The sequence below is a fragment of the Aeromonas sp. Y311-2 genome, from assembly GCF_027706025.1.
Lineage (GTDB): Bacteria > Pseudomonadota > Gammaproteobacteria > Enterobacterales > Aeromonadaceae > Aeromonas > Aeromonas veronii.
This window is the reverse complement of the sequence record NZ_JAPDCL010000025.1, coordinates 1-21,477: the sequence shown is the minus strand read 5'-3', so window position 1 is coordinate 21,477 and position 21,477 is coordinate 1. Positions and strand designations below refer to the sequence as shown.

General features: G+C 54.6%; 15 protein-coding genes and 2 pseudogenes. 12 read left to right on the top strand and 5 right to left on the bottom strand.

What is annotated here, in order from left to right; all coding sequences use genetic code 11:
* Positions 1-4: 4 nt before the first annotated feature.
* The 3 genes from OKC42_RS18975 to OKC42_RS18965 are packed head-to-tail and all read right to left on the bottom strand — an operon-like array spanning position 5 to position 4,257.
* Complete coding sequence (locus tag OKC42_RS18975) at positions 5-2,818, bottom strand: M16 family metallopeptidase (protein WP_270820626.1); 2,814 nt, start codon at positions 2,816-2,818, stop codon at positions 5-7.
* Between the two features lie 27 nt (positions 2,819-2,845).
* Positions 2,846-3,283 carry a YqaA family protein gene (locus OKC42_RS18970; protein WP_270820625.1) on the bottom strand — a complete coding sequence of 146 codons (438 nt, stop codon included), beginning with the start codon at positions 3,281-3,283 and terminating at the stop codon, positions 2,846-2,848.
* Positions 3,280-4,257: an NADP-dependent oxidoreductase gene (locus OKC42_RS18965; RefSeq protein WP_270820624.1), complete on the bottom strand. Its 978-nt coding sequence runs from the start codon at positions 4,255-4,257 to the stop codon at positions 3,280-3,282. Before OKC42_RS18965 ends, OKC42_RS18970 begins: the two co-directional genes overlap by 4 nt.
* 215 nt (positions 4,258-4,472) lie before the next feature.
* Here OKC42_RS18965 and OKC42_RS18960 point away from each other — a divergent pair, with 215 nt between their 5' ends.
* The 6 genes from OKC42_RS18960 to OKC42_RS18935 all read left to right on the top strand — a co-directional run bounded on the left by OKC42_RS18960 (position 4,473) and on the right by OKC42_RS18935 (position 13,155).
* The gene (locus OKC42_RS18960) at positions 4,473-5,783 is read left to right on the top strand and encodes a hypothetical protein (RefSeq protein ID WP_270820623.1); all 1,311 of its coding nucleotides are present in this window, start codon (positions 4,473-4,475) and stop codon (positions 5,781-5,783) included.
* A 3-nt stretch (positions 5,784-5,786) separates the two neighbouring features.
* Positions 5,787-7,334: a tyrosine-type recombinase/integrase gene (locus OKC42_RS18955; RefSeq protein ID WP_270820621.1), complete on the top strand. Its 1,548-nt coding sequence runs from the start codon at positions 5,787-5,789 to the stop codon at positions 7,332-7,334.
* Entirely contained in the window at positions 7,318-9,780 is a 2,463-nt protein-coding gene (locus tag OKC42_RS18950) for a hypothetical protein (protein ID WP_270820620.1), read from the top strand. Before OKC42_RS18955 ends, OKC42_RS18950 begins: the two co-directional genes overlap by 17 nt.
* Positions 9,773-10,234: a hypothetical protein gene (locus tag OKC42_RS18945; RefSeq protein WP_270820619.1), complete on the top strand. Its 462-nt coding sequence runs from the start codon at positions 9,773-9,775 to the stop codon at positions 10,232-10,234. The genes OKC42_RS18950 and OKC42_RS18945 overlap by 8 nt, the downstream gene beginning before the upstream one ends.
* Before the next feature lie 252 nt (positions 10,235-10,486).
* Positions 10,487-10,918 (top strand): DUF6262 family protein, encoded by a 432-nt coding sequence (locus OKC42_RS18940; RefSeq protein ID WP_270820617.1) that lies wholly within the window; start codon positions 10,487-10,489, stop codon positions 10,916-10,918.
* A complete protein-coding gene (locus tag OKC42_RS18935; protein ID WP_270820616.1) occupies positions 10,912-13,155 on the top strand; it encodes an ATP-dependent DNA helicase in 2,244 nt (747 codons plus the stop codon). Before OKC42_RS18940 ends, OKC42_RS18935 begins: the two co-directional genes overlap by 7 nt.
* Positions 13,156-13,161: 6 nt before the next feature.
* On the opposite strand, the gene OKC42_RS18930 is transcribed toward OKC42_RS18935, so the two are convergent.
* Positions 13,162-13,434, bottom strand: a complete 273-nt coding sequence (locus OKC42_RS18930; protein WP_270820614.1) for a helix-turn-helix domain-containing protein — start codon at positions 13,432-13,434, stop codon at positions 13,162-13,164.
* A 118-nt stretch (positions 13,435-13,552) separates the two neighbouring features.
* Between OKC42_RS18930 and OKC42_RS18925 the strand changes: the two genes are divergently transcribed.
* Both OKC42_RS18925 and OKC42_RS18920 read left to right on the top strand, forming a co-directional pair.
* Positions 13,553-14,116: a hypothetical protein gene (locus OKC42_RS18925; RefSeq protein WP_270820613.1), complete on the top strand. Its 564-nt coding sequence runs from the start codon at positions 13,553-13,555 to the stop codon at positions 14,114-14,116.
* A gap of 221 nt (positions 14,117-14,337) precedes the next feature.
* Positions 14,338-14,595: pseudogene (locus OKC42_RS18920) on the top strand (IS4-like element ISAs18 family transposase); the annotation flags it as partial.
* Positions 14,596-14,670: 75 nt separating this feature from the next.
* On the opposite strand, the gene OKC42_RS18915 reads toward OKC42_RS18920, so the two are convergent.
* The gene (locus tag OKC42_RS18915; protein ID WP_021740570.1) at positions 14,671-17,688 is read right to left on the bottom strand and encodes a Tn3-like element IS3000 family transposase; all 3,018 of its coding nucleotides are present in this window, start codon (positions 17,686-17,688) and stop codon (positions 14,671-14,673) included.
* Positions 17,689-17,828: 140 nt separating this feature from the next.
* On the opposite strand from OKC42_RS18915, the pseudogene OKC42_RS18910 reads away from it, so the two are divergent.
* From OKC42_RS18910 to OKC42_RS18895, 4 genes and pseudogenes are all read left to right on the top strand, one after another.
* Positions 17,829-18,722: pseudogene (locus OKC42_RS18910) on the top strand (IS4 family transposase); the annotation flags it as partial.
* Between the two features lie 184 nt (positions 18,723-18,906).
* Positions 18,907-20,265 (top strand): hypothetical protein, encoded by a 1,359-nt coding sequence (locus OKC42_RS18905; RefSeq protein WP_270820611.1) that lies wholly within the window; start codon positions 18,907-18,909, stop codon positions 20,263-20,265.
* Positions 20,265-20,570 (top strand): hypothetical protein, encoded by a 306-nt coding sequence (locus OKC42_RS18900; protein WP_270820610.1) that lies wholly within the window; start codon positions 20,265-20,267, stop codon positions 20,568-20,570. Before OKC42_RS18905 ends, OKC42_RS18900 begins: the two co-directional genes overlap by 1 nt.
* Before the next feature lie 80 nt (positions 20,571-20,650).
* Positions 20,651-21,424 (top strand): hypothetical protein, encoded by a 774-nt coding sequence (locus OKC42_RS18895; protein WP_270820609.1) that lies wholly within the window; start codon positions 20,651-20,653, stop codon positions 21,422-21,424.
* The last annotated feature ends 53 nt before the right edge of the window (positions 21,425-21,477 follow it).

The window sequence follows — 21,477 nt, the reverse complement described above, 5'->3', positions numbered from 1 at the left end:
TCAGTTACGGCAACTGCAGCGGATAGATGGGAAGATGAAGCTCCTTCAGGGGTTTTTCAAGCTTTTGCTTGTCTCCCACCACCACGATCACCATGTCGGCCGGATTGAGCCAACGGGCGGCACTGGCCTTCAGCGCCTCGGGCGACACCGTTTTGATCAGGTTGTTCTGGGCCTGCACATAGTCCGGTTTCAGGTCATACATCACCATCTGCAGCAGGAAGCCCGCCTTCTGGCCCAAGGTCTCGTAAGAGAGGGCATCCTGCTGGGAGACAGCGCTGCGCATATAGGCCAGCTCCACCGGTGTCGGGCCGCTCTTGCGGTAGTTGTCCATCTCCTTGAGGAACTGGCGGATGGCATCCACAGTCGCATCGGCCCGCACATTGGCGCCGGTAGCGAAGGTGCCCACCTCGCGGTTGGCGGAGAAACCGGAGCTGGCGCCGTAGGTGTAGCCCTTGTCTTCCCGCAGGTTGAGGTTGATGCGGCTGTTGAAGTTGCCACCCAGGTTGAAGTTCATCAGCCCGGCGGTGAAGTAGTCACCCGTGGTATCGAACGGCATGGCGCGACGACCGATGCGGATCACCGACTGGGGCGCCCCCGGCTTGTCGACCAGATAGATGCCCGGCTTGGCCTGCTCACCCTTGAGCTTGAGATCTCCCAGAGTCGGCGTGGCCCCCTTCCACTCGGTCAGGAAGCCGAGTTGCTCCTCGATCTGCTTCTGGTCCACATCACCGACCACAACCACTTTGGCGTTGGTGGGGTTGTAGTAGGCCTGATAGAAGTGCTTCACGTCCGCCAGGGTCAGCTTGGCCACATCGGCCGCCACCCCATCGGTAGGTTGACCGAGGCGGTTCTGCTTGCCGTAGACCAGCTCGCGGAACGCCTGCCCGGCCAGCCACTCGGGCTGCTGCTGGGCCTGTTGCATCCCTTGCAGCAGCTGCGCCTTGACCCGCTCGAAGTCAGCCTCCCGCATACCCGGGCGCTCCAGCACCTCGCGCACCAGCGCCAGGGTCTGGGGCAGCTTGTCCGCCAGCGAGCTGACGGTGATGAGGTTGTTGTACTGGGCGCTGGAAACATCAATGCTTGAGCCCAGCTTTTGCAGCTCGTCGCTCAGCTGAGCCTCAGTCAGGCGCACCGTGCCCTGCCCCATCATGGCGGCGGTCAGATTGGCTAGCCCCAGTTGCCCCTTATCTTCGGCACGAATGCCGCCCGGCAGGGCAATCATGATGGAGACGGCCGGGATCTCGTCACTCTTGGTGCCGATGATCTCGATGTTCTTGTCGAGCTTGCCGTGCCAGATGGCGGGCACCTTGACGCTCACCGCCTCGCTCGCCTTGGGTTGCACGCTGCGATCGAAATTGTCTTTTACCGGTCGTTCGGCCAGCGCCTCGTCATGCTTGCTGTAATCCGGCAGCTCGCGCTTGGCGGGGGTAAAGTTCGGGGTGGCAACCTGCCACTCGGTCTTGCCCTTGGGCACCACGCTCAGCACCACCGCAGGCTTGCCCGCGATGAACTTGTCGTAGGCGGCCTTCACCTGCTCAGGTGTCACCTTGCCGATGGCATCCAGCGTCTTGAACACATAGTTGGGATCCTGGGCAAACACCTGACCCATGGCGAGCTGGCTCACCTTGCCGGAGACGCTATCCAGACCCCAGATGGCGGAGGCGCGATACTTGGCGATCGCCTTCTCCAGATCTTCCGGCTTGAGGCCGCGCTGGGCGAACTCGCCGATCACCTTGTCCACCTCCCCCTTGAGGGTCTTGAGGCTGCCATCCTGCGACGGATTGGGATAGGCGTAGACGGTCAGGGTACAGGCCAGCTCTTCGCAGTAGTGGGACGCCCCCACATCGATCGCCTTGCCGGTTTTCACCAGCGACTGGTAGAGCATGGAGCTGGCGGAGCCGCCCAGCACGTCGGCAAACATGTCGAGCGCCGGCTCCTGCGGATCGCCAAGAGAGACGGTGGGATAGCTGATATAGAGCAGCGGCAGGTGTACCTTGTCCTGCAGCGTCACGTAGCGGGTCTCGGGCAGGGTCACCGGCTTTGGCGTCGGCTCGGCCACGTCCGGGCCGCGCGGGATGGAGCCGAAGTACTTCTCGATCCACGCGAGGGCCTGCTTGCTGTCAAAGTCGCCGCCCAGAGTCAGGGTGGCGTTGTTGGGGCCATACCAGCGCAGGAAGAACTGCTTGAGGTCGTTCACATCGACCCGGTCGAGATCTTCCACGTAACCGATAGGCTGCCAGGAGTAGGGGTGAGTACGTGGATAGAGCGCCTCCCCCACCTTCTCGCTCACCAGCCCGTACGGCTGGTTGTCGACCCGCTGGGCCCGCTCGTTCTTGACGGTGGCGCGCTGGATCTCGAACTTCTTCTGGCTCACCGCATCGAGCAGGAAACCCATCCGATCCGCCTCCAGCCAGAGCACTTTTTCCAGCTGGTTGGCAGGCACAGTCTCGTAGTAGTTGGTGCGATCCTTGTTGGTGGTGCCGTTCATGTCGCCACCGGCCTCGTTGATGATCCGCATATGCTCCTGATCACCGACGTGTTTCGAGCCCTGGAACATCATGTGCTCGAAGAAGTGGGCGAAACCGGACTTGCCCACCTGCTCGCGGGATGAACCGACGTGATAGGTCACATCGAGGTGCACCAGCGGATCTGAGCGGTCAGGGGCCAGGATCACGGTCAGGCCGTTGTCCAGCTTGTACATCTGGTAGGGGATGGCGAGCTTGCCCTCCTCCTTGCCCTGTTCGGCGATCAGGGTCGGTGCCGCCAGCACCGGCAGGGTGAAGCCCAGCAGAATCGTTAAAGGTATGACTTTGTTCACGGTAACCTCGTGAGTGACAAAAACAGGCTAGAAAATATGACTGGCCAGCAGAAAAACCAGGGCATAACGGAACAATTTGCCGAGCCCGATCAGAATGAGAGAGCGCCAGAAGGAGAGGCGCAGCCAACCGGCCAACAGACAGAGACCATCACCGACCACCGGCGTCCAGGCAAGCAGCAGACACCAGTGACCATGTTGTTTGAGCCAGCCTAAGGCTTTTTGTTCCCCACGGCCTTGAAAATCTTCCGGTTTTTTCTTGAAGGTGGCGAGCCAGCCGAGCCACCAGGTTGTCATGGATCCGAGGGTATTGCCCAGCGTCGCCCACAGCAGCAGGCTCGCCATGCTCCACTCCGCCTTGGCCGCCATGGCCCCCAGCAGCACTTCCGAGCTGCCGGGCAGCAGGGTGGCGGAGGTGAATGCGCTTAAAAAGAGCCACCCCAGCCCCATCTCGGTAATGCCATTCATCCGGGCAGGCCATCGGCCGCAGGCATGCGCAGCAGCAGCTTGCCGCGCACATGGCCCCCTTCGATGGCCTGATGGGCCAGTGCCCCCTCGGCCAGGGGGAATTCACCGGCTAGGGTGACCTTCACCTCCCCCTGACGCAGCAGCATCAACATCTGACCCAGCTGCTTCTGGTCGGGGTGAACCAGCATGCCGACCACCTCGATACCCACCGCAGCCCCAGCATCCTTGATCAACTGGGCAGTGATGGTGGGTACCGTCACCAGACGGCCACCCGGCTTGACGCAGGCGAGCGCCGCCTTGCCGCTCTCGCCGCCCACCAGATCCAGCACCAGATCGACCTGACCGGCCTCTGCCACCACCCGTGCCGGCCAGTTCGCATCATGGTAATCCACCATCCAGCGCCCCCCCAGAGCGTGCAGGAAGCCATGGTTGTCGGGGCTGGCGGTAGCCACCACCTCGGCGCCATAGGCGCTGGCAAACTGCACCGCCAGATGGCCGACGCCACCGGCACCGGCGAGGATCAACACCCGCTGACCGCTCTGGAGGCCACCGTGCTCAAACAGCCCCTGCCAGGCGGTGAGACCGGCCAGCGGCAGCGCCGCCCCCTGCTGCAGGCTCACCCCGTCGAGCTTGACCAGCTCGCTCTCGCTTGCCACCACAGACTCCCCGTAGCCACCGGCGGTGAGGGGAAACCCAACCATACCGCACACCCGCTCCCCCTCGACCAGCGAGGTCACGCCGGGGCCCAGCTTCTCCACCACGCCGGAGACGTCATAACCCGGTGTCCAGGGCAGCTTGTCCTTGTTCTGGGCCGCCGCCCAGCCAAGACCGGCGCGAGTTTTGGCATCGATGGGATTGACCCCCGCAAAGCAGATGCGCACCCGCACTTCGCCATCGGCTGGCACCTTATCGAGGGAAGGGTTGAGCTTGAGTACCGAGGGGTCACCGAATGCGGTAATCTGTAGTTGCGTCATTGCACAATCCATCCTGTTGATTGATCAAGGGTCAACAGAATAACAGCGAGGACACCATGGCTCGAATGTTTCTGGATGGATAAATTATATGGCTAGTGTAACAAAATGCTGAAATCCTAGTCGCAGAACATTCCAAAAAGACAAGCGTAAAATCGCTTGTCTTTTTTTGTTTGTACTAAAATTTGATTTCATGTTGGATATAAAACGTTATTTATATGCGCCAATTTAGTGCCAAGAGGAACTACCTTCTGCTGCACGATGATGGAACAATTCATTACCCGTTCAGCAAGTTTCTCACCGATGAGTACGACAACTCAAACACTCGGGAACTGGTGAGCCAATCGCTGCGCATTCTGCAACGGTTTTTTGTGGCCCACGGGATTGAGTTGACAGTCAGAATGCTGGAGAAGCGCTGCCTGACCTACGACGAGATCAAGCGTCTCGCCGGGCTTTGCTACCGACCGCTTAGTGAAATAGAGCGGCTATCCGATGCCAAGGTCGTGTTGATCACCAGCGCCAAAACAGCCACACCACCTGAAGACATACGCGGCGCACTTGAGGCAAACACGGCCGCAAAACGCCTCAATCACATCGCCAGCTACCTGAAATTTTATCGGGAAGTGTTTTTGGACCCGCACATCCAGTCCGACACCTTACGTGGTGAGTTGATCACCGCCTATGACCAGACGCAGGAAAAATTAAAGCGTGAGGTGGCTGGTACCAAGCAGAACCATTACCTAACAATCCAGAGTCTTCCGTCTCATCGCTTCCTGCAAATTATCCGTGCCGTCGTATTGGAGCCGGAGGCACTGTTTCTGACGGAGGGGGGCAAACCCTCGGCCACCCTCTACCGGGACAGGGCCATGTTTCTGCTTGCGTGCGAGGGCTTGCGCCCCGGCGCCCTTGGCAACCTCACGCGTGAAGACTTCCGCCCTGACAGTGGCCACCTTGTCCTCAAGGACAACACAAAGCGACGACCTGGCCGGCCGACAACAGGCACACCGGCTCTGAAAGGGGCTGGCAGCAAGAGGGTGTCTTACGCTTCCGAGACGATGATCACGCTATGGCCATTTACCGTCACCGTCATCAAAGACTACCTCGTTAAAGAACGCGACCCAGTCCTTGCCAAGCATTTGAAGAACCGGAGCCTCACTTTTCTCTTTCTGAATGAAAAGGGGGAACCCATCAAGCACCGCGCCACGCTGACAGCCATGTTCAATCGGGTCGGAAAGCGGCTCGCCCAGCTAGGAATGCTGGATGTCGGTAACGACCCCTATTTCAAGGACGAGAAGCAGTACGACTTTTACGCTTACGTCTTGCGCCACTCAGCTGCCAGTCTATTTATTGAACTGAAAGGTATCGATGGTGACGTGCTGGACAAGATGAAGAGTCGGTTTGGCTGGACGCTGCATAGCACTCAGCCTCAACGCTATGCCGCTCGCGCCTTGAGTGAGCAAGCCAACATGGAACTGAAAGCGTTTTACGGTCAATTGATCGCCGATGCGCAAACAAAAAGAGAGGGCTAAGCCATGGGCGTAGTGCACCACGTTATCGGCAACACGGTTGCGGAATGGGATGATGCGGTCCCACTCAGATGGCAAATGAGTGAGACCTCAGGTCCGAAAAACGATCAGCGAACACAGACTGTGTCATTCGACCTGAGCAAACTGCGCGCGGGCTACGAAGATGGTTTCCTCCTCACATTAAAGGACACACTGATCGCTCGCCGAAAACGCATCAAGCTCTTGACGATAAGTAACGATTTCAAAGCTATCAGACGCCTGCTGTATACAGTCCAGTCACAACAGACGGACGATACCCGAATCACACATATCGACCACGACTTTCTGCTCACCCTTCGAACGATACTTTCGGATGTCCCCATAAGTTACCTCACAACATTCCGGCAACTGTTCGCCGAACACCGCGAATCACCGCTGTTTGCCCATAACCTCGTCCTCGAGGACTTCCCGATGAAAAAGCCCGTCAAGGGCTATCATGGAAAACGAATCGACACCATCCTCGCCAAGGCGCTCTCGCGCGCCGCACAAGTGGAAATCCTGCGGCGAAGCGAAGATGCCTACGAGAACGGCGCCATCGACATCGGGCATTTCGCCTTCCTGCATTTGGCCTTTCATGTGTATTGCAGGCCGTCCAGCTATAAGCGTCTTACGCTGGCCGATCTGCAAATCGACGTTGACCCAGAAACGCAGGAAAAAACCTACTTCCTGTGGGTCATTCCTCAAAAAACCCGCGTCAGCGCCAATTCACTCAAAAAGATCACTTACGTGCTCGATAGCATCGTAGGGGAACTGCTCGAAGCTCAACGCACCAAGGTCATCAAGACTTGGGGACACTTGGTGGCCTACGATGATATCGGCAAGCTGGCCCTGTTTCCTGCACGCAGGGTTGGCTCAGATGGTCGCTGGGTATCAAAACACGCCCGAGCGCATTTCGGCGAACCAAATCATTTAAGTTTCAGAGGCGGTTACCTTGACCCAATCCTGAAACTACTTGATCCGATTCGCTTCGACTTCCACGGTCTGCGACATACGGTTGGCACACAACTCGCCGTGGCCGGCTGCTCGGCGCCGACCATCGCGGCAATACTCAAGCACGCCTCCCACACCACCTGCCAGACTTACGTCGATATTGCCTTTCAGGGTCTGATTGACACGTTGAGCGAGGCGATGGAACCAGCCTTTGACGCGCACTTCCCAGCATTTCGGTCTAAGAACGATCCGATGGCCCCGGAAAAGGCCATCAATAGCATCGAACTGGCGACTGGACGCCGTGAGCTCACCGGTGAATGCGGCAAGACGAACGCCTGCCAGTACGCCCCACTTGCCTGTTACCCCTGCCACTGCTTCACGCCCTGCTTCGATGCCGATCACAGCATCAACCTGCGTTTCGCAGAGTCCGAGATCATCAAATACGAAGGCGGTGGCCTGCCATTTCGGGAGCTTGCCAACCAGTTCAAGACGGCCAAACACTACGTCATGCTGGTCGTGGCGGCGGCTAACCAGTATCAAAATGCCCTCGCCCAACAGGAGCCTGACCATGAACCGACCAGCTGACCTCGACCGTTCGAAGCGCGAACTGGCGCTCAAGAAATGGCTGGCCGATTGCCAACAGCGCATGGAACAGCGTTATCCCACCATTGTATTTGATGCCGACCGCTGGCCCCTGAAAGGCGTCACCCTCACGGACTCACCCGATGTTAACTTCACTACTGCTCTGGTCGACTTTGCCGACAAACACCCAAGCTTTGCCGATGCGTTGCGTTGCATTGTCGCGGAGATCGTTCTCGGGGAGAAGGTCAAGCACATTAAACAATACCTTAGTTCTATGCGCCTGCTTCGATTTGCCCCTGCAGACAGCCCGTTTGACCTCGGTCATGTCGACCTGAAAGCCATCGAAACAACCGCACTCCAGCGCAGCCGCAGCAATCCGTGTTCTGCCAATGCTACATTGTCAATGCTTGACCAAATCGGCCGAATCTTGGACACGCTCGCGGCCAAAGGCATCGTACCTCACCTGCGATACCGCATGGCGCAGGAAACCCGCTCTGAACTGAATAAGCTTCGAGTTTCTCACCAAGAGCAATCACGACAGGCCAAAACCGCAGTGCTTGATCGAAAGATCGAAGCGCTCAATGAGGCATTCAATGCCCTGCTCGCCAACGATGCACGCCTGTCCGCTGGGGATCGGGTCGCACTCGCGACGATGGGGCTGGCACTGTGTGCACCTTCCCGCATCAATGAACTACTATGTCTGAGCGTTGACGACCATGTGAGCGTCAGCGACTACGTGCGACGTGTGCCGAGCAAGGACACCGACGCAGTGCACGCGGCACACCAGATGCTGCTCATCACCATGAAGGGTAGTAAAGGGGCACAGTGGAGCGCCAAGCCCGTGCTCAACTTCATGATCGACATTTTCAACTATTGCCTGAATATCATCCTAGCGCATGGCGAGCGCTCCCGAATGCTCGTCCAGTGGTACCAGCAGCACCCAGATCGACTCTACCTGCCTCCTGAACTGGAGCATCTACGCGGCACCAACCTCACAGTTCGCACGCTTGCAAACATCATCAACTTGTCGGATCAGGCTGGCAATTCATCATCCCGGACAGCAAAGAATTTGATGAGAGTGCCCAGCGCCAAGCGCTTCAGAATACCGAATCCGAATCCCTTCAATAAAAATGGCAGATCAACCACAAACAAAGAAGTTTACGCCTCCCGCTGGGACGACATTGAGCCGCTCCTGCTGGCCAACGTCGGCACTGCGTTGGCGAATTGTCGCTTCGTATCAAATGAAAACAACTACAAGGGCGATCTTGCAAAGATGCTGTTCCTCTTCGATCATGATGCATCCCCCTACCTACCCGGCGCGGTCAAATACTCTTTCATTAGGCATCGATTGAAGCGACCCACGGAAGAGCGACAGCAGTTGGGGTTGCTGCCCACCCTCTTCGAAAAACTAAAAATCACGATGCCCGTCAACGGGGTCACGCAGATCGCGGAAATTAACACCCATGACCCGCGCCGCTGGCTGACGACCATGGCCCTGACCTACGGCGAAAAGCTCTCCGACGTGCTAATCAACAAGTGGGCCAACCGGCTCAGCGTTGCACAGCTCTGGCACTATGACTTCCGCTCAGCGGAAACCAAGGCGGCGGCGAGCGCCATGCCCGACCCCGTGGAGCTGACCGAACTCTCGAAAGGGATGACGTCCTGCCGCAAACTGGAAGACGAATATGGACCCAAGATCGATATTGTGACCGTCCACGACGCCGGGATTGGCGGGACGACCATGGACGCCATATCGGCTGCCACCACAGACCGGCCCATCGCCAGGACAGGCGAACAGATCATCATTGTTTACCCTTCGTGGTATGGCATTTGCTCGCATCAGCACCACGAGAAGCCCTGCCGTGCCTATACCTCTTGCCTGCCCTGCAACAACAATTATCTGGTCAAAGGTCATATTCCGACCAATGACCGGACGAGGACACGCGCAAATGAGTTGCATGCAGCCATTCTGAACATCGTGGAGCAGATGGTGACCATCCATGGCCGCGAGATTGCGGATGATCAGGAAAACCTGACCCAGCACCTTTGTCACTTGGTCGAACGCGGACTGATCCCAGCGCAAATGACGGATGAACTGATCGCGCGCTTCCACGAGATCAAGCACGAGATCAAGGACACGGTGCTCAAGAACACGATCCACGAAGCCTTTGTGGCAACGGGCTTTGTAGAGCGGCTGGACGATCCGACAGTCACCAATGGTGCCTTGATGAAGTACCACAACCCGACACGTCATGCCGCTCCCGGTACAGAACTGGCGGTGGATGCCCACGGGGGTCATGAACGGATTGAGCAGGAACGGCTTGCCATGGTCGAGAAGTACCCGCAGTTTGCCACGACGGCACAGGGCCTGAAGGATGAACGATCTCTGCTCGCGCCCGATGACGATAACGACGAACTTGATGATAGCGAAGGAGCCACTGATGAGTGAGCCTGCTGGCAAGCTGGGGCGTAAGGAGGTCCTGACAGAGGAACTGGCGCGGAAGATTGCCAGAATGGTCTCACTGTTCCCGGATTCCCAGATACCGGTTACCTGGGAAAACGTCATGACCCACTCGAAGAAAAAATTTGGTCATGCGTTTAACCGGCAGATGCTCAGCCAGAAGGAATGGTGTGGACGCAAGCTCATTGCTGAGGCGTTCAGTGAAGCCAAGAACATTCAACGCCGGATGCACAACGACACCGCGCCAAAATACAAGACGGCGGCACGTTCCGTCCTTCAGAAGAAGATCGGTGAATTGGAAGCAAAAAACCTGGCGCTTCGGGAAGAACTGGAAACGGTCAGAGCGCAGCAGGTCGATAAATTGGATGCCTTCCTGAATACCACAAGCAGGGAAATCGACCTACGCAAGCTGCTTGATGCGTTTTACGAGGCGAATAAATAAGCGAAGGGCTGTCAAGGGTACATGGAATCAATGGTAGGGGCCCCGGCGGTTTTATGCCGAGGGAGAGAAACCATATTTGCCGCGAAAATCCGTGACTGACCATAGCGACCCAACAATCCAGGCGGCACTCACGGCGAGTGCAGGGGGGCTGCTCGCCGAAGTGTTGATTCGAGTTTTTACAAAAGACCCCTTCTGTAAAAGGATTGCACATGGACACCACACAACCAGCAAGTGCTTCGACGGAGTTTGGGAATGAGTGCAGCGAAAGGGTCCAACGGCATCAAGGACGGCCAGCTTAATGAGCAAGCCTTCATTGACTGGGTAACCCATGTTGATGACTTCAAGCCGTACATTCACCAGGGCGTACTCAGCATCTCGAGGATCGCCCGTGAGTGCGGCCTCAACCGTGACGTGTTCTACACAAATCCCGAGATCCGAGACCGCCATTGGCCTGCGTTGAACAAACGGCTTGAGGACGAAGGCGTACTCAAGCTTCGTGTCGCCAAGCCCGCAGAGATCGTGCCAAGACAGCATCAACAACGCGCAATAAGCGATGCTCGCATCAAGCAGATCCAAGAAGAGAACGAAGCCGTCAAGGCGGAGAACCGTGAGTTGCGCAAGCAACTCGACAAGCTGAAGGGAATGGATGAGATCCTGCACACCACCGGGAGGCTTCCGTGGTGAGACAGTCCAGCGCCCGTCGGACGGCGTTTGTACGGGTAATTCAGGTTCGAGTCCAGAATAAGAACGGCGTGATCTTCCGTGGTCAGAGGATCACGAGCGATGGGGAGATCCTGGATACTTCCCATGCCCTGATCGTCAGAATACAAAGCCATGGAATTGGGGTGACGGTCTTGCCTGGCCAATGGTGGAGCGTGGCTGGGAAAATCGAGTCCCGAACCTTCATCAACAGCGGCGGCTTTAAAATAACCGAGGAGCAGATGGAGGTTGAGCCGGGCGATGCGGCCTTACGCAAGCCCTCGGGGATCCACATCGTTGAATACCTCGCCCGCAATCCCCGGTTCGAAGGGATCGGCAAGATTACTGCCGAACGACTTTGGGAGACCTTTGGTGACGCCCTGTTCGGCATTCTTGATAATGGTGACACGACAGCCTTGGCCAATGTTATTAAACCACAGAGGGCCACAAGGCTTGTCCAAGGATGGCAGGAAGAAGGGCTGAGCAACAGCCTGCAATGGCTTCAGGGTCACGGTATGGGGCTCACGATTGGCCGACGCATCCTTGGCTACTTCGGCAGTGAAGCCAGCGAGAAGATTTCCGAGAACCCCTACCGCCTGTTGAGCTTTTCAGCGGGGTGGTCGGAGGTTGACAAACTCGCCATAGAGCAGTTTGGTGTTGATCGAGATGACGAACGCCGCCTCGCCGCTGCCATTGAGGAGACCGTCTATCGCCGATTCAGCTTGGGTGATACTTATGTTTCGCGCGCTAATCTGGTCGCTGGCCTTGGCTCAATCCTGACGGGCGAGCAGCATAGCCGGGACCTGATCGAGAAGGCGATCGCGCAGAGCGAGGCAACAGGACGGTTGCTCTACGACCGAGATGGCAATGCCTACAGCCTTGGCGCATCCATCCTTGAGAGCAAGGTCGTGGATTGTATCAGGGAACGGATCGGCCGCGAGGGTCTCCCGTGCGACGTTGACGATGTTATTCACGTTTACGAGGAACGTGAGGGCAATGGCTTTCGGCTGAACCAGGAGCAGCGTGAGGCCGTGCATTTGATTGCCAACAACGACTTTGCAGTGGTGACGGGCGGTGCAGGATGCGGCAAAACCACCGTTCTCAAGTGCATCAATGAGGTACTTGAGGCACAGGGTTACCACATCACCCAACTCGCACTGGCTGGCAAGGCAGTGAAGCGGATGATGGAGGCTACCAACCGTCCGGCCATCACGCTCGCCAGCTTCATCAAGAGAATGAAGGAAGACGAAGGTCGTAATGAGGCTAATGCAACCGGCCGTATGGCGTTGGTGATCGATGAGGCATCAATGGTCGATCTCATCAGTTTCAGTGGAGCCATCCGTTTTGCCAATGTGGACTCGAAGATTGTTCTGATCGGGGATCCGCACCAACTTCCTCCGGTGGGTCCCGGCTTAATCCTGCATTGCCTGGCTGAAATACCGAAGATCCCGCATGTCGAACTGAAGATCGCCAAGCGCTTCGGCAACGAAATTGCCGACATCGCCAACAGCGTGAAGAATGGCGCGTTCCCTGTGCCTGAACGATTCACTCAGCAGGTTCGCTTCATCGAGGCGGATGAGACAGACATGGGGGACCTTGGGACAAAACTGTATCTCGAACAACCAGAGGACACGGTGGTTCTCTGCGCCACGCGAAAAGTGGCTGGTATGATTAATCAGATGGTACAGGGAGCCCTGTCGCCGGGACGCAAGCCACTGTGCCTATGGAATGTTGAACAGGACATGTGGGAACACACAGGGATCTATGAGAGCGACTTGCTGATCTGCACCCAGAACCATTGGGATATTGGGATTCAGAACGGCTCGATTGGCCAGTTGATAGAAATTGAAGACACTCTATCGCCCTATAGCGAGGTCGCCGATGAGTCGCCGACACTGGGTTGGGTTCTGTGGGACGATGGCGAGAAACGTCCTCTCCACGAAAACTTGTTGGATAGCCTGGAATTGGGATATGCGTTGACGGTGCACAAATCTCAGGGTTCGCAATGGCGGCGCATAGTGATCTGCCTGCCTACGAAGGCTGGATCACGCTCGCCGCTCATTGAGCGCAGCCTTGTCTACACGGCGCTCACCAGGGCGCAAAGCGAAATAATTGTGTTGGGTCACCATGCCCACCTTGCAGAGGCCGTTGGGCACCGGAAAGCCGCTGATAGGCGTAAAGTTGGGCTGCCGAGAAGGCTAGCTCAAATGTTAAACATCTAGAGATTTTTAGCTTTTCCCTTCGGGTGACTCTGGGCCTACTCGACTCGCAGTTTTCGTTGATGAAGGCGCCGCTGCGGGTAACAAGTCCCTTATGTCACACTGAAGCACTTCTGCCAATTGATATGCCTTCTCAAGGGTAATGTTGACCTCACCCCTCTCAATCCGACCGACGTAACTTCGGTCAATCTCGGCCAACAAAGCCAGCCTGTCTTGTGATACACCCATACGGGTCCTTTTTTGGCGGAGCTTTTCGCCAAATATTCGCGCTAAGTCTTTCATTTCTTGTCTCTCTTTGAGACAAGAACTATCCAGAGTTGTCTAACCCATGACTACGGACTATAATCCGCAGCTTTCGGCAGCAGCCAAATTCACAAGTGTCTGTCGTGGGAACCTGAACATGTCATCACAGAGAAAAGTGTCCATTCAAGCCGAAATCTATAAAACATTGGTTGTAGATCGTTTGGACGGATTCACCCTAAAGGAACTTCGAGATGCTTATGTAGACTACTTAGCGCTGCGGTCAACCCCAGCAGAACTCGGTGCATACCGTAAAGTTTACAGGCAGGTTCTTCGATTGCAAAAACGTGGTCTGCTCGCTCAATTTAAAATTGCCGGTGAACCGGCTAAATATTACAAAACGCCACTATTTTACGATACAATATTTGTTGAGGTATTTCACCGAGATGTAATGCCGCCAGCCGTTATTAAAAAAAACATGGCATCCATTGCTGCAACGCAGCAACATTTTGTTGAACAACTGCAGTGCCAAGCTGGTCAGTATCAAGCTGAACTTTTGACTATAATTGGAGAAAGTGAAGAGTATCAGCGGTTGAGTGAGGAGTTTCCGGGGATGCGTTCCAAATTTGAGACTGACTATCTCCAATCCACTGAACGTAGATCCAAATTGCTGGGACAATTAAGGGCTATCGAAACGGTCATTATAAAATATGCTAATATGTAAATTTAATGGAGCATCTCACTAAGAAAGATGCGGACTGTAGTTCGAAAGATGAAATAAGCCACCGAACAAACACCCCCTCTATCTGGCGCTGTTCCAGAGCCGTATTGGTGGCAAGAGTTATACTTATTTCCTTAGCCATCCCCTCATAAGAGCGAGGCGTGGCGCGGCTTATGGGGTATGATCGCCAGTCTTGACCAGCCAATACCGAACGACAGCCCCCCATGCTTAACCACGAAATGATCCTCAACCATATCGATGACATATTTGGCCAGGACATGCACGCCAAGCGGGTGCTTTCCCTCGCCAATGCCACCCTCGGGGTTATCGAGTCGGGCTCATTGGCTATCCACGCCATCGGCAATGGCCTCTCCCTGGCCAACGGCCTCGAACGCAAGTACGCCGTGAAACAGGTGGATCGCCTGCTTACCAACACCAAGCTCAACGTCTGGAATCTATTTGACGATTGGGTCCCGTATGTGGGGTTCTAGGGATTTTCCGTCCAAAAACGACAAAGTGCTCTGGAGGCCGCGCCGTCCGTGGCCTCCAGAGGGGTATTACTTTTCGCTGACGGGTAAATATCCCTCGATTGAGCGCATAAGCTCCTCCAGATCTGGCAATTTTTCGCTCAATTCGAAGTGGTAAGTCCCCTTGAGGTTAATGTTGTGCCAGGCCACAGGGGATGCCTGTTTGACGATATCTATTCTCTTGGTATCTCCTTGGTATTCGAAGCTGGTCAACAGCTGGCTGAGTATCCTGGAGTTGAAGTAAACGATGGCATTGGTGACCAGGCGAGCGCACTCATTCCATAGCTGGATTTCTTCGTCTGAACTGCCCCGGAACTGATCCCCATTGACGCTGCTCACGGCCCGACGCAGTTGGTGATAGGCCTCTCCCCGGTTCAGCGCGCGCTGAACATAGTTTCTTAAACTGGCATCATCGATGTAGCACAGTAGATAATTCGCTTTCACCAGGCGATTGTATTCCGTCAGGGCTTCCAGCAGCGGGTGATTGCGCTTGTACTCCGAGAGCTTTCTCACCAAGGTGGCTTGCGTTGTTTTCCGCTGCTTAAGTGATACTGCAATCCGTTGGATGGTATCCCAGTGCTGCGCAATACGATGGGTATTGATTGGCTTTTTTAAGCACAGCTGAATTCGGTGTTCTTTGTCTTCCTTGACATCAAACATGTCATTGATCACTTTGCCAACCTGGGCATAGCGTGGGGCAAACTGGTATCCGAACAGATCCAGTAACGCGAAGTTCACATGGTTCACCCCATGGGTATCGGTTGAGAGCACATCCGGAATGATGTCTGACGTATTGCTCATCAACAAATCAAAGATGTAGTGCGATTCATGTTCGTTGGCGCCGATCACTCTGGCGTTGATCGCAGCGTGATTGGCGATCAAGGTCATGGCAGAAACACCTTTTTGAGTGCCAAAGTACTTCGACGAATAACGGGTTTTGAAGGTCTCGCGCCGGGCTTCGAACTTTTGACCATCGGCACTGGCGTGGATCACATCTTCCTGGATGTTGTAGTACCGGAAGATGGGTAGCTTGGCTGTCGCGTTATTGATGTTGTCGTTAGCAGCATTCAATGTTTCCAGGCGAAGATAGTTCGCCTGGATAGTGCTGAGCTGATCATAGGTACGATCAGAGATCTGTGCCATGCCGTAAATGCCTTGATTGGTTGCATTGCCGACCAGAATTGCCAACAGGTCATATTCATGGGAACGGCTTCTGGATTGGGAACCCAGCACATGAGCGAAGCAGTCAATGAAACCGGTGTCACGATCAACCATGCGCAGTACATCCGCAATCCCCGTTGTGGGAATTTGCTGGAAGAAGGGATTGTTGACCAGATGATGTTTGCTGGCCGAAGGCAGGCGCCAGAAGCGTTTACCCTGCGGATTACGCAAGATGATATTCCGGTTGTCTTCCTGTTCAAGATATTCGCCGACTTCGTACAAACGGGTATCCAATTCCATGGCCATCTGTTTGATCAGCTTTTCAGGCTCCTCCGCTAATTTTGTAAAATGGCTCTGTTGAAGCAGCGTATATTTGTTTTTTCGCCAATGTTCCCCGTCGATCAGGTCGGCGTCGAGTGCCCGGTATTTAGTGATATCAGGCAGCGTCAGCTGGCCATTCAGGCGATCAGGAATCTGTTGATAGAGGAACCACTCATAACGATCGATCAGGATATTCCCTTCACCATCCAGCAGGAATTCACGTGATTTTTTGGAAAGGAGTCTGGTGTCGGCAGTTTGCAACTGAGCGTCCTGGCCGTTGAGTTCGTTTTGTGTTTTCGCCAAGGCGGCCGCTAAGTGCTGGGTGCCGTCGCAGCCTTCGAAGCGCAGACATAGGAACAACTCTCGCAGCAAACCTTTCCGCAGACTTTCTTTCTCGTCGCAGTACTGCCACATGGCTTCATCGACCGATCGTCGCTGCTCGTTCAGGAAGAGACATACAGATTCCAGATCCCTTTTGGTCAGCAGGCTCAGTGCTTGCTGTCTTACTGTTGCAAACGGTAGTTGCAGATCAATGCTGTCATCAATGAACAGGTGCAGTACTTCAGCTGCCTTGCTGACATTTTTAGCTGCTTTTTGCCAATCCTTAAACACCGCTTCCTGCGCATAATCCTTTGCCTTCTGTTTGGTCTGTCTGACATGATGCACAAAGCCATCGGCAATACGTTCCAGCGCTTGCTGCCATCGCGTTTGAAGATAGCACAATAAATACAGCCATTGGCTGCCTACGGTTTGACGTTTCAGTTTGGCACCGTAGTAGTCGACTTTCTCTGCCAGGTGTTGCAGATTTTTCTGCGACAGTGATAGCGTGCTCAACAGCAGATCCACTTCCGGCATCCAATGCTGGATATGGCGATAGACAATCAGTTCTTTCTCCAACTCGGTTCCGGTGAAGTTACGAGCCGATTGTCGCAACTGTCGGAACGGCAGTGGACCTGTGCCGTTCACGAGCTCCGCCAGTGCTTGCTTAAGACCGCGTGACATTGCACGCTCAAGGTGCGCGGCCATGTGTTCCTGTTCGTCTCCCACCACCTGACTGATGATCTTTTGCAGCGTGCTGTAGGCAGGGATTGCGATCTTCTGCCCCGAACAATATTCAATGGCCGCATCGAAGAGGTGCCTAGGCGCTGTCCAGGCTCTGGCTTGCTGGGATAAGTAATCTCTCAACGCCGCTCCATGGTCTTTGACATTCCAGCGCTGGTAGTTGCAGAGCTGGAAAACACGTTGGTAAATCCGTTCGTTCTCTTTTGGCGTGAGATTAAAGGGTCTACAGCCTGGGCCTGGTAGAACGGTTTGATAAACGTATTTGAGGTCCTGCTTGATCTGATGAAAGCCGGGATTCAGCACCACCGGCTTGGCTTTGAAATAGCCCAGCAGTACCACCAGCATGTAACGCTGGCCCCGATGACGGAGGCTTTTAGCGATCGCCAGTTCCTTATCGTTCAGCGAGAAAAAGAAGCGTTGGTCGGCGGAGGTGAAAGCGGGGGGTCCATATAACTCATCTTGTTCTGCCTCGGACAAGATTTGGACACGTTCTTCGAATGCCATGGATTTAGCCCAAAAAGACTAAATCTTACTCAAACAGAGCCCAAATAGGGATCTCGAAAAAAGTAATACCCCTCTGGAGGCCACAGACGGCGGGGCCTCCAGAGCACTTTGTCGTTTTTGGACGGAAAATCCCTAGAACCCCGTATGTGGTCGGTGAGCGCACCGAGATCGTGGTCTCCATGGACTGGACCGAGTTCGATGCCGATGACCACAGCACCCTGGTTATCAGCCTGCAAACCAGCCACGGACGCAACACCCCGTTGCTGTGGAAGACGCACCGCAAATCCCTGCTCAAGGGGCAGCGAAATGCCCACGAACGGGAGCTGCTGACCAAGCTCAAGCAGACGCTGCCGGACGGTGTTTTCGTGACCGTGGTCGCCGACCGAGGCTTTGGTTATATGGAGCTGTTTGAACGACTTGAGCAAGAGTTAGGCTTTGCCTATGTCATTCGTTTTAAAGGCAATATCCTGGTCGGTTACCCTGGCATAGAGCAGGTTCCCGCCAGTAACTGGCTGACCCCGACCGGGCGCACCCGCACGCTCAAAGAGGTGGAGCTCACCGGGCAGCGCCAGCGCGTCGAGCGGGTCTATTGCTGCCACAAGAGCGGCATGAAGGAGCCCTGGTTTCTGGCCAGTAACCGGGTCGACTTGAACGCAGCCAAGGCGCTGCAACTATATGGTCAACGCTGGGGCATCGAGACCAGTTTTCGCGACATCAAGGACTACAAATTCGGCATGGGCATGGGGGAAGTGCATATCAGCAACCCGGCCCGCCGAGACCGGCTATTTCTGTTCAGTGCGCTGGCCATCGTCTTGCTGACCCTGCTGGGTAAGGCCGGAGACAGCGCCGGGCTGGAGAGAACCATCAAGGTCAACACCAGCAAGACAAGGACTTATTCGTTCTTCCGGCAGGGTGTCATCTATTACCAGCTGCTGCCAAAGATGAAAGAGGCCAATGCGGCCCTGCTGATGGAAAAGTTTGTCTACTACCTGAAGCAACATCGTTTATATACCCGCACTCTTGGAATTATTTGAGTCTCGAAAAATGAGGGGATCTCTAAGACTTATTTCAGGTTATTTGAGTAAGGGAGGGTGCGAATAAGCACCCTCCACAACGAAACTGAAAAATTTAGTTTATTAAATTCAAATGCTTACAAGGGCGCATTTTTATGTTTGGTGACTTATTCGCACCTTCCCTAACAGTACCGGCAAAAGCACCGTGCTGCAGGCGCTGCTCTATCTCTATGAAATCATTGTTGAGCGCAATTTTGATCCGCAATACAGCTCTATCACCGGTGAGCAACTCTGGCTTGGCGGATTTCACAACCTGGTGCATGGCAAAGATCTCAACAACACCATTACCTTGGGCGCTACGCTGGACTTTCGGGATGCTACCGCAGATATCTGGCACGATTTCCTGACCACCCCAGAAGATTGGCTGCTTGAAACCAACTTACACTACGGGCCGGATGCAACCGCAGACATCATCTCATTTGAGCTGGATATCAGCTGGGATGACTTCAAACACAGAGCATTCGTCAGCCGCTTCGAGTGCTCAAGCCAAGGGCAAACTTACCTACGGTTTGAGGTGCAAGCGGGCAAACCCGATGTGGCCATTACTCACTATGCTCCACTTCCCCATTGGTACATCGATGAGGCCTTTGAGTTAGGAAATGTTTTTGCTTCCGGCCAGTGGGAAACCGTATATATCCGAGGCCAAGATGCCCTCCCTCCCGTTACCAGACGAATTGACTTGTCTGGAGCCCAAGTCACATGGGAGGAAATTTATCCTGATCACCCGTTGGCAGCTCGTCTGTTTGTCGAAGCAGCACTATCGCAAGCCGCACTGGCACCACTTCGACTCCTGGGCCAGAAGCTGCTCAACTTGCTCCATATCGGCCCATTGAGAATTGTGCCAGGAAAAGGAACTGTGCTTGAAAACAGACCTAATCGTACTCGCTGGTATGATGGCACAGCAGGCTGGGATCACTTTGCTTTTGGTTCTGATGGGTACCGCGAGCAGGTTAATCAGTGCTTCAACCATGTGGATTTGCTCAATTCCAGTTATAACTTCAAAGCCAGCTTTCAAGGAGAGGTTCCGCTACAACAGCGTCAGGTGCAATTAACCGAAGCTAATGCCAATACACCGCTGCGCCCCTGTGATGTTGGTGTGGGTGTCTCGCAAGTCTTCCCCTTTATTGCCGCCACCTGTCTGGAGCAATCAGGTGTGATGATCTCTTGCGAACAGCCCGAACTGCATATCCACCCCAGATGGCAGCTCAGCCTAGCCGATATGATGCTGACTGCCTGCCACAAGGATCCAGAGCGGATGTTTCTGATAGAAACCCATAGCGAACATCTGATGTTAAGGTTGCTTAAGCGACGCCGCCAATCCGCAGAGGGTGACATCACGGATAATCACAGCTGTTACTGCCGGAAAGAGGATATCCAGATTATCTTCTGCGAGCAGGAAAAAGGAAAAACGCGGCTGCTCCCCATCAAGACCACAGATGAAGGGGAATTTGATGCCCCTTGGCCGAATGGTTTCTTTGCTGAACGCCGGGAGGAGCTATTCTAATGCTGCATCTCGAATTTGCTATCTCCCCGAACCAAATCCGAAATATGGCCGACCTCAACCTGTTAGAGGCCCGTTTGGGATTTGATAAAGGAGCGGTTCTCTCGCGCTTCCCTGAAAACTGGCTTAAAGAGGTATCAGACCACCTTGCCACTGCGTTAAATGCCCAGCAGATAGATAAAGCAACAGAGAAACTCCTCAGGATCAAAGAGTCACGCTTGGTTAGCTTTAACCGTGAATTCGCGGGAGCCCCATGGCGTGAAGCTGCAGTGGACAGCCATCAAGCTGCATATTCCGGTCGAAAATGAACACCTATTCCGGTTTAAAATGAACGCTGATTCCGGCTTGCGTGTACACCGATTCCGGACACCTCAGAGCACGTACTCTGATGTCAGATGAACCGTCCTGTTCCAACGTCTTGGATCCACAACTGCCGCGCTGCGCTTGGCTGCTGGCTTGTTCGGTGAGTCGAAAAGATGTCTCCCCTCAAAGCTCAGCTTCTGCTCGAAGAATCTCTGTCCGCATACTTTCCGGAAATGGTGTTCACAGATTCCGGAATCACTGTTCAACTTCACCGGAATACGCACAAGCCCAACCTTTCCACCGTGTTGTTGACGGAACGACAGATAATCGCCCGCACTACATCGCTAACTGGCAAGACCTTGATGATGACGATTTTGATTTCAATACTCAGTTTAATCGTGACGCGACATCACTTGCTGGAGCGGCCAAGGCCTTATTACTGAATGCCGAAAAAGTTACGATCTATGACAACTACATCTGTCCAACACGACCAGGTGATTTGAGTACGTTACGAGAAATCATGGCAGTCTGCGGAAAAGCAGAAGTTGAACTCCATGTTTATTCAAAAGATTATGGCAAACCCCCTCGGCAAGAGAGAGCGCGTTTGCTGAATCAATTTTGCCAAGGATTGCCTCAGACAATCCGACTGTTTTGGTATTGGATTGGTGATCGAGGTTCGGGGTTGCTGCATCAAAGAGGGCTATTTACAGCTAAAGGTGGATTGATCTATGACCGAGGATTTGAAGAACCCCAAGATCGACGCAAGCGACTAACCCCTACAACGATCATCCCGATGCCCCGAGCTCTATTGGAAGACCGAGCACGCCTTTTTAATGGCTCTGTCCCAATTACGTGTTGAAAGGCTAATCTTGAAGTAGGCCATCACCTTGAGGTCAACCATCATGGATACCC